The following is a 16116-nucleotide window of genomic DNA, read 5'->3' as shown; positions in this document are numbered from 1 at the left end:
ACCGAAATTTCCGTACCCCGGCTTCGGAAGATGACGCATGCGCTATCTATGGAAGTCGCGCAAATTTTGCTAGCCTTGCACTTTCCAAACGCTATCAACAGCACCTGACTGAATGAAACTGACGCCCCACCAGCAAGCAGTTGCCGACCACGATAAAGACCATGCCCTCTGTATTGCCGTGGCTGGCTCGGGCAAAACCTCAACCCTGGCACAATTGGTCAGCAACCTGCTGTGCAAAGGGGCTGACCCGCGTCGATTGATGGTGATGATGTTTAACAAAGCGGCCCAGATCGACTTTGCCAAAAAGCTTCGCACTCTGACCAGTAGTCCGTTGGCAGACTTGCCGGAAAACCAGCGGCAGCTCCCGGAAATCAGAACCTACCACGCCACAGGGCTGAAACTGCTCAGAACTCTGGAAGGCTGGCAGATAAGACCCCCCTACAACAAACAACCGTTATCGGAGAAAGTCGTTGAGCTACAGGTCAGGACACTGATCCTGAAACTGGCACCGGAAACCATTAAGGACCGGATGCGCTCGGATGCTGCCCGTCTGATCGAAGCGGCCATCAGCTTTATTGAATCGGTCAAAGCCCATTTAACCAGCCCTGAGCTATGGTTTGAGCAATCCGGTTATACCGATGACTATCGCTTTTTCATCAAACTGTTTCATCAGTTTGAGCAGTGGCGCCATCAACAGCGATCAATCACCTTCACCGATATGCTGTACGACCCGGTGACACTGATCCGGGCACATCCGGAACTGGTGCCCAAAGTGGCTGATAAAATGGACTTTATCATCGTTGATGAATACCAGGATACCTCAACCCTTCAGCATCAGTTTACCCGGCTGATTGCCGGACAGCGCGCCCGAATGATTGCCGTTGGCGATCCCGACCAGACGATCTACGAATTCGCCGGTGCCAATATCGACAACATTCTGAACCATTTTCAGCAGGACTATGGCACTACCGGTGACGTTAAAGAACTCACCATGCCCCACACCTTTCGCTATGGTCACAGTATTGCCCTGGCTGCCAGCCATTTAATCAGCCAGAACCGGTCCCGCAAAAATGTGCTCTGCATTGCCCATCCGGACAACGCGCCCTCCCTGATTCGCATCAGTCAACCGGGTGCAGACGACAGTCGTTTTGTGGTTGAGGCGCTGACCGAATATCTGGCATCCGGAACACCACCGGAAGATATTGCCATTCTGGTGCGGGTCTGGGCCCAGGCCGTGCCCATTGAGCTGAACCTGCTGGAAATGGGCCTTCCCTACAGCAGTGACGGCCCCTCGCTGTTTCAAAGGCCGGAAATTGCCTCACTGATCGATGCCATGACCCTGGCCAGTGGTGGCTTTGCCGGGCTACTGCCAGAGGTTCGTTCCCATAAGTTGGCAAGACTTCTGACCCTGCCCCATATCGGCCTTAAACAACAGTATATTGACTGGCTTTGCCAGCAGCTGAAGGACCAGAGCCACCAATTGGGTAAAACCCTGGGCAAGCTAGCAACCAACATCAAAGACATCAGTGACTTTCAGGTGCGAAAACTGACACAAAGGGCAGAACTGTTCTCATGGCTGGAGCACAATGGCAACAAACACAAGGCCCATACGCTGATCGCCCGGTATATTCAACAATCCGAAATATACGACAGCCTCAAATCCATGAGCCTCAATGAACAGAGAACGGATGAACAGATTCTGGCAATCAAAGGTTTTCATCGTTTCCTCAAACAGCTGAACGAAGACACCGCCCACTGTTGCCTGCACATTGCTGAATTAATCGAGAAGCAGAAGCAACAGAAAGATCAGAGACAACGATCGACTCACGGCATCAAGCTCAGCTCCTGCCATCGTTCCAAGGGGTTGGAATGGCCGGTTGTGTTAATCCCGGGACTGACCCGCCAATACTGGCCGTTCCTCAGGGAAGATGAAATGGCTAACCTGTCGGCCAGGACCAGTAATGCTATTGAGTCTGAGCGTCGCCTGCTCTATGTCGCCATGACCCGTGCCAGACAGCAATTACACCTGTTTACCGCACAGGGCGAGCTCACCCGTCTTTCCAACAAAGATGCCAACAAAGATGCCAACAAAGATGCCAAAAAAGATTCCGGAAAACGTTCACGGTCAGCTGATGGCCAACCCCTTGCCGGAAAAGATCACCAGGACAGCATCAGCCCCTTTTTACTGGAAATGAACCTGCCCCATGTCTTATCCCTGGGCAACCTGCTCCATGAAGATGCCGATGACGACCTGGCTGAAGGCATCGATAAAATCGGTCTTACGCCAGTATCAAGACGTTACGTCTGCTCAGCCCGGGCGACACTGGCCGAACGACTGGAAGCAGTGCCCGACATTGCGATAAACGACGAATCCACGGGCTCTGCCAACACAGGAGCCAGTATACCCTCCGACGCGCCATGGCAGCTCAAGGCCATTATTGATCATGCCATCTTTGGTCGCGGAGAAGTGATTGAGGTTAATGACCGTAATTTCTCCATCCGTTTTGACAGTCGCCAACACGGCGTCAAACGGTTTGCCAGAATTGAAGAGGTTCGCCATCTATTCAGCGTGCTCTGAATTACCGTGGCTGTTTTTATACGACTATAAACGCTTATCCAGAAACACCTTGTTCATAATGCTGTTTTATGGAATTTTTCCTGCTGTTTTCAGTCCTAGTCATTATCTGCATCAAAACAGCCCAAAGAAATGAATAGCGTCAGCAGCAACACAAATCCCTCATTTACCTGTTCTATCTGCCTTGGTAGCAACGAAGTCACCACAGGGCAATCTGCCTGGCACAAAACACCGGTCCGAACTTCCTGCCAACCAAAACCTCATTTTTTCCACCTGGGATGCATCACCGAATGGCTTGACGGTGACCTGCAAAAGGGAAAAAGCCTCGATCAACGCCAATGCTGTGATTGCAAACAACCGGCACTGCCGCTGGTTCGTGTGAACGGGAGCCGCATCCTGGAAAATGATTCATTTTATTGTGAATCCCTGGTGCTTCATGTCTGTCGTACCGGGGATCTGACAACACTGAACAAGCTTCTGGCCCTTGATGCCAGTCTGGCAGCACAGATTTACCTCTCGGCGGTCACCGATTGGGCTGTATACCCGTTAGCTATCGCCATTGATTCCGGCCATATCGATTGCGCCCAGGCACTGATCAACCACCAGGCCGATGTCAAAGCCGCTGATCAGGAGGGTCGGACGCCCCTGCACATTGCGGCTGAGAATGGCAACGTCCAGTGCCTGAAATGGTTGGTTACCCATGGAGCAAGTGTCAATGCCACCAATAAGTTCTGCGAAACGCCCCTGCATATTGCCACCAAAATCGGCATCACCGAGGTCCGTCAACAATACGTTGCCAGGGGCTTAAATATCAATGAAGCCTTCTTTGGCTACCGGATGCTCAAACCGTATACCAGCAAAAAAGAAAACGACACAGGATGCCTGAAAGAGCTGCTTGCTAACAGCGAAGTAAATACCAATGCCAGTAATTACGATGGCGTCACGCCCCAGATGATCGCAGCATTATGGGGCAAATCCGAGCATCTGAAATTGCTGCTCGACGCAGGAGCAGATAGCAATATCGCCGATAATATAAACTGGACAGTTCTCCATTTCGCTGCCTTAAGCGACTGTCCAGACGCCATCGATTTGTTACTGCCCCATGTTCAACGCGACAAGGTCAGCAGGCAGGATATTTATGGTTTTACGGCTATCCACTTAGCGGCCATAAATAACTGTGCAGAGTCCCTCAAGGTGTTGCTGGCCACTCCCGGCTCCCGGGTCAATAAGCGGAGTTACAAGGGCTTGACCGCTCTCCACATCGCTGCAAAATACGATAATACAAAGTCCGTCGAGACACTACTGGCCAATCCAGACATCCGGGTCAATATGAAAACCAACAAGGGCTGGACCGCTCTCCAGATCGCTGCTAAACACGGCAATACAGGATCTCTCAAAGCGTTACTGGCCTCTCCCGGTATCCAGGTCAATAAAAAGGTTAATGGCAGGACGGCTCTCCACCTGGCGGCAACACACGGCCACTTCAGGTGTATCGAAGCGATGCTGTTCACTCCGGGCATCCAGATCGATGAGCATACTGACGATGGTATGTCGGCTCTTAGCCTGGCGACCATCCATGGCCACAGACGGTGCATGGATCTCCTGATTGTATTCGGGGCCTGACATCTGGAACACCAGCCGACAAATTAGCGGGACCCGGTTAACACTGGCATTGCATTCATTCAGCGTTGGTTGCCACAGAAAAATGCCTCCCGGGGAACCAAATAAGATAACGCAAACCGATTCAAGTCAGATAAAGCACATGCAAGTACCAGGCTCGGCCCAAAATAACCAGCCAGCGACTTCTTATCAAACTGAGCTGGACAACTGCCCTGTTTGTCTTTCGCCGTTTGCAGGAAAAAGAGTCGTGGTGACTGATTGTCGTCACATGTTTCACAGAAAATGCCTGAGGCGTTGGCGGCTGGAAGAAAATATCTGTCCTCTATGTAGAGCCACTCTTAACCAGAGGAGCGCCCAACAAAGGCCTATCGTCGAGCGCTACACCCCTTATCCAGATCCAAACACCCGTTCGTTATTTGCCGCCCGCCCCGGGCGCTGGTTCCCCTCCGGCCTGATGAGTTGGTTGAGCCAAACCGGCGCTCACCCCAGCCTGCAGGACCATGACGTTATGAGAGCCATGGCCAGCATGACTAGCGGGCGCAGCTCTCTTCGGATGACGCATGTAAACCAACTCCTCAGTCTCCCTTGCCTGCAGGAAAACGGCGCATTGAACCGACCCCTTTTTATGATCATTGCAAGCATGATGCGAGGGCGAGGGTTACCCCAAATGAGGGCGCTGGAACTATTCATCAATCACCCCCGCCTGCAGGAAAATGGCGCAGTGGACCTGTCACTTTTCTGCACCATTAGAAAAATGATGTTCGAGCGTGGGTTACCTCGAATAAGTGAGCTGGGCCGTTTCCTCAATCACCCCCGGCTGCAGGAAAATGGCGCATTGAACATGCCCCTTGTCACAGCCATTGCAGACATGATGGACAGGCGTGGGTTACCCCCAATGGGGCAGCTGGACCGACTCCTCAATCATCCCCGCCTGCAGGAAAATGGCACAGTGAACATACCCCTTTTCACAGCCATTGCAGGCATGATGGGCGGGCGCGGGTTACCTCGAACGGGGCAGCTGGAGCAACTCCTCAATCATCCCCGCCTGCAGGAAAATGGCGCATTGAACCTGCGCCTTTTCAGAGTCATTTCAGAACTGATGCCACGTCGTGGGCTACCCCAAATGGTGGAACTGGAGGCACTCCTCAATCACCCTCGCCTGCAGGAAAATGGCACCTTGAACCTGCCCCTTTTCAGGGCCATTGCGGGCATGAGGAACTATCACGGGTTGCCCCGAATGAGTCCGCTGGACCGCTTCCTTAATTACCCCTGCCTGCAGGAAAACGGCACATATAACCTGCCCCTATTCTACGCCATTACTGGCATGATGCATGGGCACGGGTTTCCTGGATTGCGTGAGTTGGAACGACTGGTCAAACACCCTCGCCTGCAGGAAAATGGCGCATTAAACATGCCCCTTTTCATCGCCATTGCAGGCATGATGCACCATCAAGGGTTACCCCGCATGGGGGAGCTGGAGCCACTCCTCAATCACCCCCGCCTGCAGGAAAATGGTGCATTAAACATACCTCTTTTCAGCGCTATTGCAGGCATGATGCACAGTCAGGGGTTACCCCAGTTGAGGGAGCTGGACCAACTCTTCAATCACCCTCACCTGCAGGAAAATGGCGCAGTGAACATGACCCTTTTCAGCGCCATTGCGGGCATGATGCACAAACAGGGGTTACCCCAATTAAGAGGACTGGAACAACTCCTCGATCACCCTCAACTGCAGGAAAATGGCACATTGAACCTGTTCCTGTTATGCAACATGGCTGTCGCCATGCACGGGCGCGGGATTCCATCTTCTGCTGAGGATTTGGACACTATGATCCGGCAATACCTATAGCGGTTACTGCCACTGACGGATTGATTGTTAGCAATACTAACCAGGAGGTCAGTTTAAAATCTCAAAAAATATAATAGCTTGGAAAAAATAATTAAATAGATAACAAAAAGGAACATTAATATGTTGAATTATATCAAGATGAAATCTCTTGCCCTGGGCCTTCTAAGTACCTTTGCCCTGATCAGTATCAGTTTCGCATCAGAGCCAATCTTTCATGGACAAAGCCCTGAAACTGAATCCTTTGCGGCAAAGCTTGGTATTGAACGCCAAGTGTATTATCCATCTGAATCCCAGCTATTTGCCTACTACGCCCATGTTGAAGCTGAATCCATGACAAAAGTGGACAGTGCCGAAGCCAAACAGGTCCATCATCAAATCAACCAATTGATTTCCGGTTTTACCCCCCGGGAACCGGATGCAATACACATGCACCTCGACCATCAGCACAAGGATAACGGCCGATTTGATGAGTTATACGATGTATTGCAGGCAAAAGCAGAGGAATTGGGACTAACTGTGTCTTTACGGGAAAATTCCAATGCCAGCCCTTCCCAGTACCCACCCATACAGCGTACCAGTGTTCTGGAAATTATGCTGGGAAAACCTGAAACAATGAACACATTGATCAATTACGCGGCCGACATCTATCAGCAGTACCTGGCAACAGAACAACTGAATCCGGCAGATTCATGCCTGTTTGTTCACCCCCAGTACACTCCGGACGAGAGTAATCCCGCAGAACAATACCTGTTCCATTACAAAGGGGACATCATGTTGAGTAATCCGGTCAACTGCGCTGTTTCCCACAACTATGCAATCAATCTGCTGAATAGATTACTGAACATGCAAGGAAGATAAAGCGCATATCATTAAGAATGAAAAATCAGCGCTATTTTAACAGACAGGCCAGTCCGGACATCCGGACTGGCCTGACACATGGTGTCAATGAGTTTGACGGGTTGTCGTGCCTCCGCACTTCGTTCGTCCTGAGCCTGTCAAAGGACCCATAGGGCCTAAAGGCGGAAACTCCGGACTCTGATAGATCGTGCCAAGCACCCTTCGACTCCGCTCAGGGTGAACGGAGATTGTGCTCGTCAAACTCATTGAAACCATGTACACAATGTTCATTCCCATGCCCGGGAGATATTTAAACGGTCATTAAGTTTACCTGCCCCGACCTTTTTTCTGCCGGGATGTTGGACTCTTTGATGTTCTGGAATTGCGATTATCCCACTGACCGCCCCGGGCTTTCTGGAAATCACCCTGCGATTGTATCCGCTGGCCAGATCTTCTTTGCCCCTTGTTTTCCTCTTCCGGAATCAATTGATGCTTACCGGAACCAATCAGGTCGGAACGATTCATATCCCGCAGGGCCTGGCGCAGGAAGGGCCAGTTTTTCGCATCATGGTAACGGAGAAAGGCCTTTTGCAAACGACGCTGATCCAATGTTCTTGGCGTATACAAACGGGGGCTTTTGTAGCTGATCCGCTTCAGCGGATTCTTCTGGGCATAATACATGGCCGTGGCCAGCGACATGGGCGATGGATAAAACGTTTGCACCTGATCCACACGGAACTTGTTTTTCTTCAGCCATAAAGAAAGGTTCAACATATCTTCATCTTCACAGCCGGGGTGAGCGGCAATAAAGTAAGGAATCAGATACTGTTTTTTACCTGCCTTTTGGGAGAAGTGTTCAAACATCTTTTTAAAGGCGTCATAGGTGCCCATCCCCGGCTTCATCATCAGATCGAGGGTGCCTTTTTCCGTATGTTCCGGGGCAATCTTTAAATAGCCACCCACATGGTGCGTCACCAGCTCTTCCACATATTCCGGGTCTTCCACCGCCAGGTCATAGCGCAGGCCGGAGGCAATGGCAATTTTCCTGATACCCGGCAGGGCACGGGCTTTCCGATACAGCTCTGTGGTCTTCTTGTGGGAGGTTTTCAGGTTTTTACAAATCCCCGGAAAGACACAGGAAAGTCTACGACAACTGGCCTGGATCTTGTCATCCTTGCAATTGAGATAGTACATATTGGCGGTTGGACCACCCAGGTCGGATATCTGCCCGGTAAAGCCCGGTACTTTTTCCCGAATATCTTCCAGTTCGGCAATCACCGATTCATGGGAGCGACTCTGGATAATACGACCTTCATGCTCAGTAATGGAACAGAAAGAACACCCTCCAAAACAGCCACGCATGATATTGACCGAGGTTTTGATCATCTCGTAGGCCGGAATATTGGCATTGCCATAAGACGGGTGTGGACGACGCTGGTAAAACAGGCCAAACACACCATCAATCTCAGGGGTTGCCAGGGGGATGGGTGGCGGGTTCACCCAGAGTTCACGGTTGCCATGCTTCTGTACCAGCACCCGGGCATTATGGGGGTTGGATTCCTGGTGCAGTACCCGGGAAGCATGGGCATAAAGCACCGGGTCTTTGCGCACCTTGTCAAATGATGGCAACCGTATGCAGGTGGAGGCCGGGTCCAGCTGCTGGTTGCGATGCAGAGGCATGGGGATAATGCGCACCGGCTGCACGTCATTCTCACCCGCTGACTCAGGCTGATTGCCGGTTTTGCTATCACAAACCGTCTCTTCTACCTCAGCATAAGGGCTCAGGCCATAAGCTTCTTCCAGGGACTGAATATCCCGGGGCCAGTCAATCCGTGATGAATCAATTTCAGTCCAGCCGGAAGGCAGCGCCGGTTTTATCACCACGGTTCCCCGGATATCATCAATCTCCCGAATGGTCATGCCTTTCGCCAATCGATCCGCCACTTCGGCCAGCGCCCGCTCGGCATTACCATAAAGCAGAATATCGGCGGTGGCATCGATCAATACGGAACGACGCACTTCATCACTCCAGTAATCATACTGGGCAATACGACGCAAACTGGCTTCAATACCACCAAGCACCACCGGAACATCACTGTATGCTTCCTTACAGCGCTGGCTATAGACGATCACCGACCGGTCCGGTCGCTTGCCCGGCTGTGCGTTCGGTGTATAGGCATCGTCATTACGCACTTTCAGGTCGGCAGTGTAGCGGTTAATCATGGAGTCCATGTTGCCGCCAGTCACACCGAAGAACAGGTTTGGCTTGCCCAGCCGTTTGAAATCTTCCGGGTTGCTCCAGTCCGGCTGAGCAATAATCCCAACCCGAAAACCCTGGGATTCCAGGAAACGGCCAATCACCGCCATACCAAAGCTGGGGTGGTCAACATAGGCGTCGCCGGTCACAATAATAATGTCGCAGGAATCCCAGCCAAGCGCATCCATCTCTTTACGGGACATGGGCAACCAGGGCGACGTGCCATAGCATTCAGCCCAGTACTTGGGATAGGAGAAAAGGTCCGGTGCGGTTTTCGGTGTGGGCATGGATTCTTGGGTGCTGTGATGAAAAACCGGCTATTTTCACAGAAATCGCCCGTCAGTCCTACCCCGGTATTTAAATCAACAACCACCAAATAGCGAAAGGTTAATAAGACAAACCGGCCCATTGCCATAAAAAACTGTCAATACAACGAAGACTACAGCCCTTTATGCTCTCCCTCTCAGGGTAGACATTAAGGAATTCATGTCAGAAAACCGGTTACTTTTTAATGTCTACCGTAAGTGCTCTCCCTTCACCTGCTCTCGCAACGCTCTCTTTAATACTTTACCCGTGGCACTGAGCGGGAATTCCTGAAAAATCCGTACATAGCGCGGGTATTTGTAGTCCCCAAGCTGTTGCCGTGCCCAGGTCTTCACCAATTCCGGCGACAGCTCACAACCTTCACGCAGGATCAGGCAGGCCATAATCTCTTCAACGTAATAATCATCAGGTACCCCAATGACCGCCGCCTGCATAATATCGGGATGAGCGAGCAACACCTCCTCAACCTCACGGGGGTAAACATTAAAACCGCCACGTATAATCAGATCTTTCTTCCGGTCTACTATGTAGTAGTTACCCGCTTCATCACAGCGGGCAATATCGCCGGTTCGGAACCAGCCATCTTGCAACACCGCTGCCGTCTGTTCCGGCTTGTTAAAGTACCCTTTCATCACGTTATGACCACGAATGGCCAGCTCACCATCCTGACCAAAAGGCAGAGCATTTCCCTCATCGTCAACCACTTTCAGTGCTACACCGGGAATCGGCCGACCAATGGAGCCGGGAATGCGTGCCTGATCCAGAGTATTGAAACAGGCGACCGGCGACGTCTCCGAGAGACCATAACCTTCAAGAAGGGTGACGTTGAAATTGCCCTCAAATGCCTGCAAAACATCTACAGGCATAGGGCCTCCACCACTGACACACAACCGCAACTTATCGGTAATGGCCTGTCGTTCACCGGCAGACAACTCCGCCTGCGCACCATTCAGGGCAATATACATGGTGGGTACACCAGCGAAATAGCTGATCTGCTCCTGCGCCAGCAGCTTCAGGGTTGTCAATGCCTCGAAACGAACCATCAACACCATGGTGGATGCTGATGCCACGGCATGGAGCATATGGGCCGTCTGGGCAAAACTATGGAACAACGGCAAAACCACCAGATGACTATCATTGACACCGGTCATCAATAAGGCCGAGCAGATAAGCGCATTCATCGACAGGTTATAGTGAGTCAGCTCAGCACCTTTTGGCCGTCCGGTGGTGCCGGACGTATAGAGAATGGCGGCAGTATCTTCCGGGGCCCTGTCCTGCGGGTCGGCCATTGAGCCGCCGGATAGCAATGCGGATAGCGTGGACTCACCTCGCCATTCATCCTGGCTGAGGTCTACGGTAATAACAAAAAAGTGTTCACAGCTGCTCACCCGTTGACAGGCTTCAAGTCCAAACTGCCCCAATGGCAGTTCATCCGAACCTTGAAAACACAGATAGGCGACAGCCTGACTGTCGGTAAGATGATAGGCGATCTCTTTTGGCTTCAGCAGAATATTCAACGGCACCACAACCGCACCGGCACTGAGAATACCGTAATAAACCATCATGAATTGGGGAATATTCGGGCAACTGACCGCCACCCGGTCACCGGGCCGGATACCTGTTTGCTGCAACCCCTGACCAATAGTGGCTGCCGTATCTTTTAATACCTGATAACTGATACGCCGTTCACCCGCAACAATGGCGGTTTTATCGGGATAAACAGCAGCGCTCCGGAACAGGAAATCAGCAAGATTGGGCATGAAACCAACACCCCGGGGAAATAAAATGGACTCCCCAGAACATAGACACCTACCGGTGAAAGCTCAAACTGACACTTTAAAACAGACTGGTTTGTGACGTGATGATGTTGTCAAAATCCATATCAACAAACGGCAGGAAGGTAAAGGTTATCTGAGCATGGAGCAGTAATGCTTCAGCCTGCTGAAAAGCAGACTTGGCAGAAAAAAGATGGCCAGCTCGTTATCTATCACAGGCATACCGGTTGCCCATCAGTCACTACCCAGAAGACCATTTCCGTCTGATTACGCCGGTCTGAACTCTGCCGACTTAAAAGAAATCCTTTTTGCCCTGAGGCAATTGTGAAGATTGTGGAAAATGAAGATAGTGCTACCTTACCTTGATTCAGTGAGAAAGGTCAGATGGCTATCAGCCACCTGGTGTTCCCTTTGCAGTCGCCCATCATGGATAAGCCGACAGTTGGCTTATTACCAACCTTATTCAGTTCCCCGGAGCAGTATTTGAAGTCGTTGCAGAGGATTCAGGTTGAGCAAGCCTGGATTGGCAGTAATTAGCGACTGAACGGGAAAATCGTACTGCGGGACTCCTTTCGATGTGTACTAACATATCTTCCAACGCTTCAACTGGTGATTTAGCCACAGTACTGCTGATTACATACTTCTCACAAGATAATGTATATGTCTGATTCACACCAAACCCACGCCAGGGCAATGAAGCACTTTGCTGTTGATCCCCCAAGGCCCGTGAAACCGCTCTTGATGGCATCATATTTTGAGCGCTGTTTTTTACACTATCCAACAAACACCGTTTTTTAATATTCGTTCTTTTATTTTGAAACCATAATTTAACCTCCTCTTCTGTCATATCAAGCTCTGAAGCCAGAAAAGCTCGTTCCTGGATTGTTACATAAGCCCTGCATTGAAATGCCTTATCAAGTTGTTTAGCTTTCCATTCAGGCACATATGATCGTTTTCTGAGTACTGCAGGTTCCGTGCTTGCCTGCCGGGGATATGATTCACTCGTATCAGCTTGGCTCGTTATCTTCCCTGAAGGAACTGATTGGCAACTTCCTACCGGATCATCCGCTGTTCTGGTGGAAGTAACGGCCCGGTCAAAAGGCCAGGGACCAGAACTCATATCAGGCCCAGCCAGTCCCTGATGCCTATTGTGATAAGGAGGAAACGCTGATGCCATGGCAGGCTGGTCAAGCAGGGGAATATTCCTTGACACATTACCAATACTGGCAACTCCCATACCAAATCTATCCAGCGCAATAAAGTCCCTTGCCTGTGACGTCCAGGGTAATAATCCATCCACAGAACAAACTGGTTCTTGCCCGGAATAAACTGGCTCAGTATCAGGATGGGCTGCAGCAAACCTGCCGCAGAAAGTCGCATTTTCAGGTTTTGGTCCAGAGGCTGAACGAGGGTCAGCATTTTCAGATGCGCTAACTGCGCCACGCAACGATGTGCCAGATTGGTCGGGGGAAAGCACTGCAGGGTCCATGAAATCAGCCAGTTAGTTATAGGTAATAGATACAAGCATCAAAAAATCCAGTCAACAGGTAGAAGTTATTCTGTAAAGCCTGTTGACGTTTAGTTGCCAGCTCATGTTTCAGTTGAGGTGAAAGAATATGACTCATCATCAGCATCAGTTAATTCAACCCTTGGAGCAGTTGCAGGAAGTCCGGGCCCGGAACTGCCGGATTGACTATAGTCAGCAAGTGAAAGGGGAGATTGTGCCTGAGGAATATCTTTGAGATTCGCTGATATTAACTGCAACGCTTCATCTGGTGATTGAGCCATAGCCGAGCTGATTACTTTCCTCTCGCGCAGTAATTCATATCTCTGCTGAGCACCAACTTCCTGCCGTGATGCTGAAGGCATTGGCTGCTTCGTCGAACGGACCCGGGAAGCAGCTGCTTTCGATGCCGTGACAGACCGAGCACTTTTGCTTTCTCTGGCTAAAGAGGCCTGCTTTTTCATGGCCGATCTTTTATTCTGAAACCATATTTGTACCTGTGATTCTTTTACCTTCAACTTTGAAGCCAATGAATACTTTTGAAACGTTGTTAAATACTTGTTGCGTTTAAAAGCATTATTAAGTTTCTGAAGTTGCCAATCCTGAAAGGTGGTCCGCAATCTACGTGCCAGAAACTCAGGTTCTACTGGCTGGGCATCCATTTCGCTCGTATCAGCTTTGCTCTTTACCGTATCAGCTTTGCTCTTTACCGTATCAGCAGAAGCTGACGAACAAGGCTCCCCACCCACATCCACTACCTGGGTAGAAGTAGCAATCCGATAAGGTGACCGGTAAACAGAGCCCATATCAAACCCTGCCTGTACTCCCAGGTGATAATGGTCAAGCGCCGGGGCCATGGCATAATGATTATACAGGGACAAATTCCTTGGTATATTATCGACACTTGAAACTCCGTAACCAAACATGTAAAGAGGGGAAAGTTCCCTTACCTGTGGTACCATGGGTATTACACTATCCACGCCATGGACTGGCTGCGCATCAGAAGTTCGTGCTATGGAAAACCTGCCATAAACTGCCGTATTTCTAACTTCTGGTGTACTGGCTAGACGAGTATCAACTGTTCTGGATGAGCTAACTACATCAGACAACATGTCAGGTGATTTTTTAGAAAGCGCTGCTGGATCCATAACATCAGCCAATTTGTTGTAGGTAGAACCATACTAGACGCGTGCGTCAAAAAATCTAATGAGCTGTAAAAGTTTTTTCTGTATTTAAGGTGACACTGTGCTGACTCAGATCCATTCACAAGGACTGGGACACGCTGTTCGCTGTGGATGTGAAATCCATTTTCCTGACCAGTAAATACTTTGTTCCATCCATGATTGCCAACGGCGGTGGTACTATCGTCAACACCGCTTCGGTGTCCGAACTGAACGGTGACTACAACATGGCCGCTAATAATGCTGCAAAAGGAGCGGTGGTCAATCTGACCAGGGCAATGGCCCTGGATTATGGCAAGTACAATATTCGGGTGAATAATGTCTGCCCTTCTGCCAGTGCAACGCCGATGTTTCTGGCCAACCCGACCGATGTCGTCGATCAGTTCAACCAGGCTAACCCCCTGGGAGGCTGACCGAGAATAGCGCCCGTAACGAGAATGGCAGAAAATTGAGGATAAAAATTCGGTTTTGTGAGGTGAATAGCGGGGCTATTTGCCGAACAAAAGCGGATTTTTAGACCAATTTGCTGCCACCGCAGTAGGGCAGTCTATTCTCGGTCAGCCACCTAGGACGCATCTGCACCCCGCAAGAGGTGGCCGAGGCCATGTACTTCCTCGCCTCCGATGCCTCCCGCTCCTGCAATGGCGTTAACCTGCCGGTGTCAGGCGGTCTGGAACTCCATACCGGTCAACCGGTGCAATAACCCATAACAAATGTTCAAACCGTTTCAGGTGCTTGCTCGGCCGGGGGTTTTGAAGTTATGACTCTGTTATAAATTTTTGTTATTGTTTCGGAGCCACTGGTAGCTAAGCAGCCGACAAGTACCCCGGTAAGTATGGGTGCAGGATAGCTAGCGCCCCAATACATTGCACACACCCAGCCAAAAAATACTCCACCGCCGGTATTGGCCAAGCAGTTACCGGCCTTTTTGACACGGCTTTCACTTACTTTTTGCAGCATGTGTTGGCTTGTTGGAACGGGTTGACTTGTTATAACGGGTTGACTTGTTGTATCGGGTTGACTTGTTGGAACGGATTGTTTGGTTATTACAGTGTTCATATCAATATAACCTTTACATGCAATTGGAATAATTTTTTTATAATCCAAAGAAACATAGACCATTACTGATCAATCATGAAAATATTGAGTTGCTAATCATGACAAAACAGCACGCACTGTATTAACGCTGGACGGTTTTGATAAAACCTATTACTTAAGCTGCCGCAAAACAGCATCAGCAATTGCAGAAGCTCTACTTGAACACTGCCTGTGCCTTCCAGATGCCTGATAAAGTGCGCCTCAGAATCCTGCAGATAAACCTTGCAGAACTTCTGCCACTCTTTGGGCTGGGTGCCTTTAACAAACGACAGTACATCGGCGGTATAGAGTGCTGTCGTCCGATCATAATGTTCCGGCTTGCCCAGCTGCCAGCCATTGGCCTGCATTCGGGCGATAATGTCATTTTGGAACTCGATCTCTTTGCTGACATCCATGCTCATGAAGACGACTCACTGGTTTTATTGGCCAGACGCTGGCGAGCGTTGTTTATGGCTTGCTGGAACCGGGCTTCCAGTAATTCTCTGGGAGGCAGGCTGGTCAGATAGTCAGCCACATGAATACCGCTTTTGCCCAGCTCCAATAGAAACTGCTCCATATCCCGCAACAAAATGGCATCTTCAAGATCTTTTTCCAGGTAGCGGTCATTGAGATTGAGAAAATCCAGTAAATAAGGGTCTTTCAGCAAAACCTCGGGCTCTATACTGCCAGTTTCTTGCAGGGCATTCAGTCGCGCCTCAAGCACTTTTCGGGCTGTTTTGCAGCCATAGTCCGTTCAAAAAGCAAGCTTCCCACCTGTTTTCGCAGGGTGCGAACACTCCAGCGCTCAATGCCGCACATTTGCACATAAAAGTCTCGTGCCAACGGCTCTTTCAGGTAGATCAGCTCCAGAAAATTGCTCCAGTGCAATTGTCTAGACAGTGTCGAGACAATTTGATGATGTGAAAAAGCCCTGAAATACATAACCGTGGGAAACAAGGTTGGCCAGTCAAAATATGGTTGTTTATTTGTCGTCGACATGAATATTGTTAACCCTGGATTTCCCGGGTTTTCTGCAGTACATAAAAAAAGACCTCGGTTATACAACACGTGAAGTATTGTTACCGAGGTCTGTTTGGTCAAAAATAAAGCTTTATGA

At 50.1% G+C, this 16116-nt stretch carries 13 protein-coding genes and 1 pseudogene; 6 read left to right on the top strand and 8 right to left on the bottom strand.

All coding sequences use genetic code 11. From position 1 onward, the window contains the following. Nucleotides 1-112 precede the first annotated feature (112 nt). From ACO6V1_RS02215 to ACO6V1_RS02200, 4 genes are all read left to right on the top strand, one after another. Entirely contained in the window at nt 113-2578 is a 2466-nt protein-coding gene (locus ACO6V1_RS02215; RefSeq protein ID WP_422465619.1) for an ATP-dependent helicase, read from the top strand. Between the two features lie 129 nt (nt 2579-2707). After that, a complete protein-coding gene (locus ACO6V1_RS02210) occupies nt 2708-4198 on the top strand; it encodes an ankyrin repeat domain-containing protein (RefSeq protein WP_422446041.1) in 1491 nt (496 codons plus the stop codon). Nucleotides 4199-4337: 139 nt separating this feature from the next. After that, nucleotides 4338-6044, top strand: a complete 1707-nt coding sequence (locus ACO6V1_RS02205) for an RING finger protein (protein WP_422446043.1) — start codon at nt 4338-4340, stop codon at nt 6042-6044. A gap of 120 nt (nt 6045-6164) precedes the next feature. Then, entirely contained in the window at nt 6165-6902 is a 738-nt protein-coding gene (locus tag ACO6V1_RS02200) for a hypothetical protein (protein WP_422446045.1), read from the top strand. A gap of 306 nt (nt 6903-7208) precedes the next feature. Here ACO6V1_RS02200 and ACO6V1_RS02195 read toward each other — a convergent pair whose 3' ends face one another. The 4 genes from ACO6V1_RS02195 to ACO6V1_RS02180 form a co-directional block, all read right to left on the bottom strand. After that, complete coding sequence (locus ACO6V1_RS02195; RefSeq protein WP_422446047.1) at nt 7209-9425, bottom strand: YgiQ family radical SAM protein; 2217 nt, start codon at nt 9423-9425, stop codon at nt 7209-7211. A 228-nt stretch (nt 9426-9653) separates the two neighbouring features. Then, a complete protein-coding gene (locus tag ACO6V1_RS02190) occupies nt 9654-11222 on the bottom strand; it encodes a long-chain-fatty-acid--CoA ligase (RefSeq protein ID WP_422465617.1) in 1569 nt (522 codons plus the stop codon). Between the two features lie 478 nt (nt 11223-11700). After that, the gene (locus ACO6V1_RS02185; protein WP_422465615.1) at nt 11701-12714 is read right to left on the bottom strand and encodes a homeobox domain-containing protein; all 1014 of its coding nucleotides are present in this window, start codon (nt 12712-12714) and stop codon (nt 11701-11703) included. A gap of 113 nt (nt 12715-12827) precedes the next feature. After that, nucleotides 12828-13889, bottom strand: coding sequence for a homeobox domain-containing protein (locus ACO6V1_RS02180; protein ID WP_422446053.1), 1062 nt, complete (start codon nt 13887-13889; stop codon nt 12828-12830). Between the two features lie 113 nt (nt 13890-14002). On the opposite strand from ACO6V1_RS02180, the gene ACO6V1_RS02175 reads away from it, so the two are divergent. Together ACO6V1_RS02175 and ACO6V1_RS02170 are read left to right on the top strand one after the other, a co-directional pair. After that, nucleotides 14003-14335, top strand: coding sequence for an SDR family NAD(P)-dependent oxidoreductase (locus tag ACO6V1_RS02175; protein ID WP_422446163.1), 333 nt, complete (start codon nt 14003-14005; stop codon nt 14333-14335). A 158-nt stretch (nt 14336-14493) separates the two neighbouring features. Next, nucleotides 14494-14625 (top strand): annotated as a pseudogene (locus ACO6V1_RS02170) (SDR family oxidoreductase); the annotation flags it as partial. A 14-nt stretch (nt 14626-14639) separates the two neighbouring features. Here the strand turns inward: ACO6V1_RS02170 and ACO6V1_RS02165 are convergent. From ACO6V1_RS02165 to ACO6V1_RS02150, 4 genes are read right to left on the bottom strand one after another with little or no spacing between them, the layout of a single operon-like run. After that, nucleotides 14640-15044, bottom strand: a complete 405-nt coding sequence (locus tag ACO6V1_RS02165; protein WP_422460710.1) for a hypothetical protein — start codon at nt 15042-15044, stop codon at nt 14640-14642. Between the two features lie 29 nt (nt 15045-15073). Then, nucleotides 15074-15421 carry a hypothetical protein gene (locus ACO6V1_RS02160; protein WP_422446057.1) on the bottom strand — a complete coding sequence of 116 codons (348 nt, stop codon included), beginning with the start codon at nt 15419-15421 and terminating at the stop codon, nt 15074-15076. Then, on the bottom strand, nt 15418-15723 hold the full coding sequence (locus ACO6V1_RS02155) for a PDDEXK nuclease domain-containing protein (RefSeq protein WP_422446059.1): 306 nt from the start codon (nt 15721-15723) through the stop codon (nt 15418-15420). Before ACO6V1_RS02155 ends, ACO6V1_RS02160 begins: the two co-directional genes overlap by 4 nt. Continuing rightward, nucleotides 15705-15998, bottom strand: a complete 294-nt coding sequence (locus tag ACO6V1_RS02150) for a DUF1016 N-terminal domain-containing protein (protein WP_422446061.1) — start codon at nt 15996-15998, stop codon at nt 15705-15707. Before ACO6V1_RS02150 ends, ACO6V1_RS02155 begins: the two co-directional genes overlap by 19 nt. Between the last annotated feature and the right edge of the window lie 118 nt (nt 15999-16116).

This window comes from Endozoicomonas sp. ALC013 (assembly GCF_049310205.1).
Classification (GTDB): domain Bacteria; phylum Pseudomonadota; class Gammaproteobacteria; order Pseudomonadales; family Endozoicomonadaceae; genus Endozoicomonas.
Note: the sequence above shows the minus strand (reverse complement) of the source record. Positions and strands in the feature narration are given on the sequence as shown.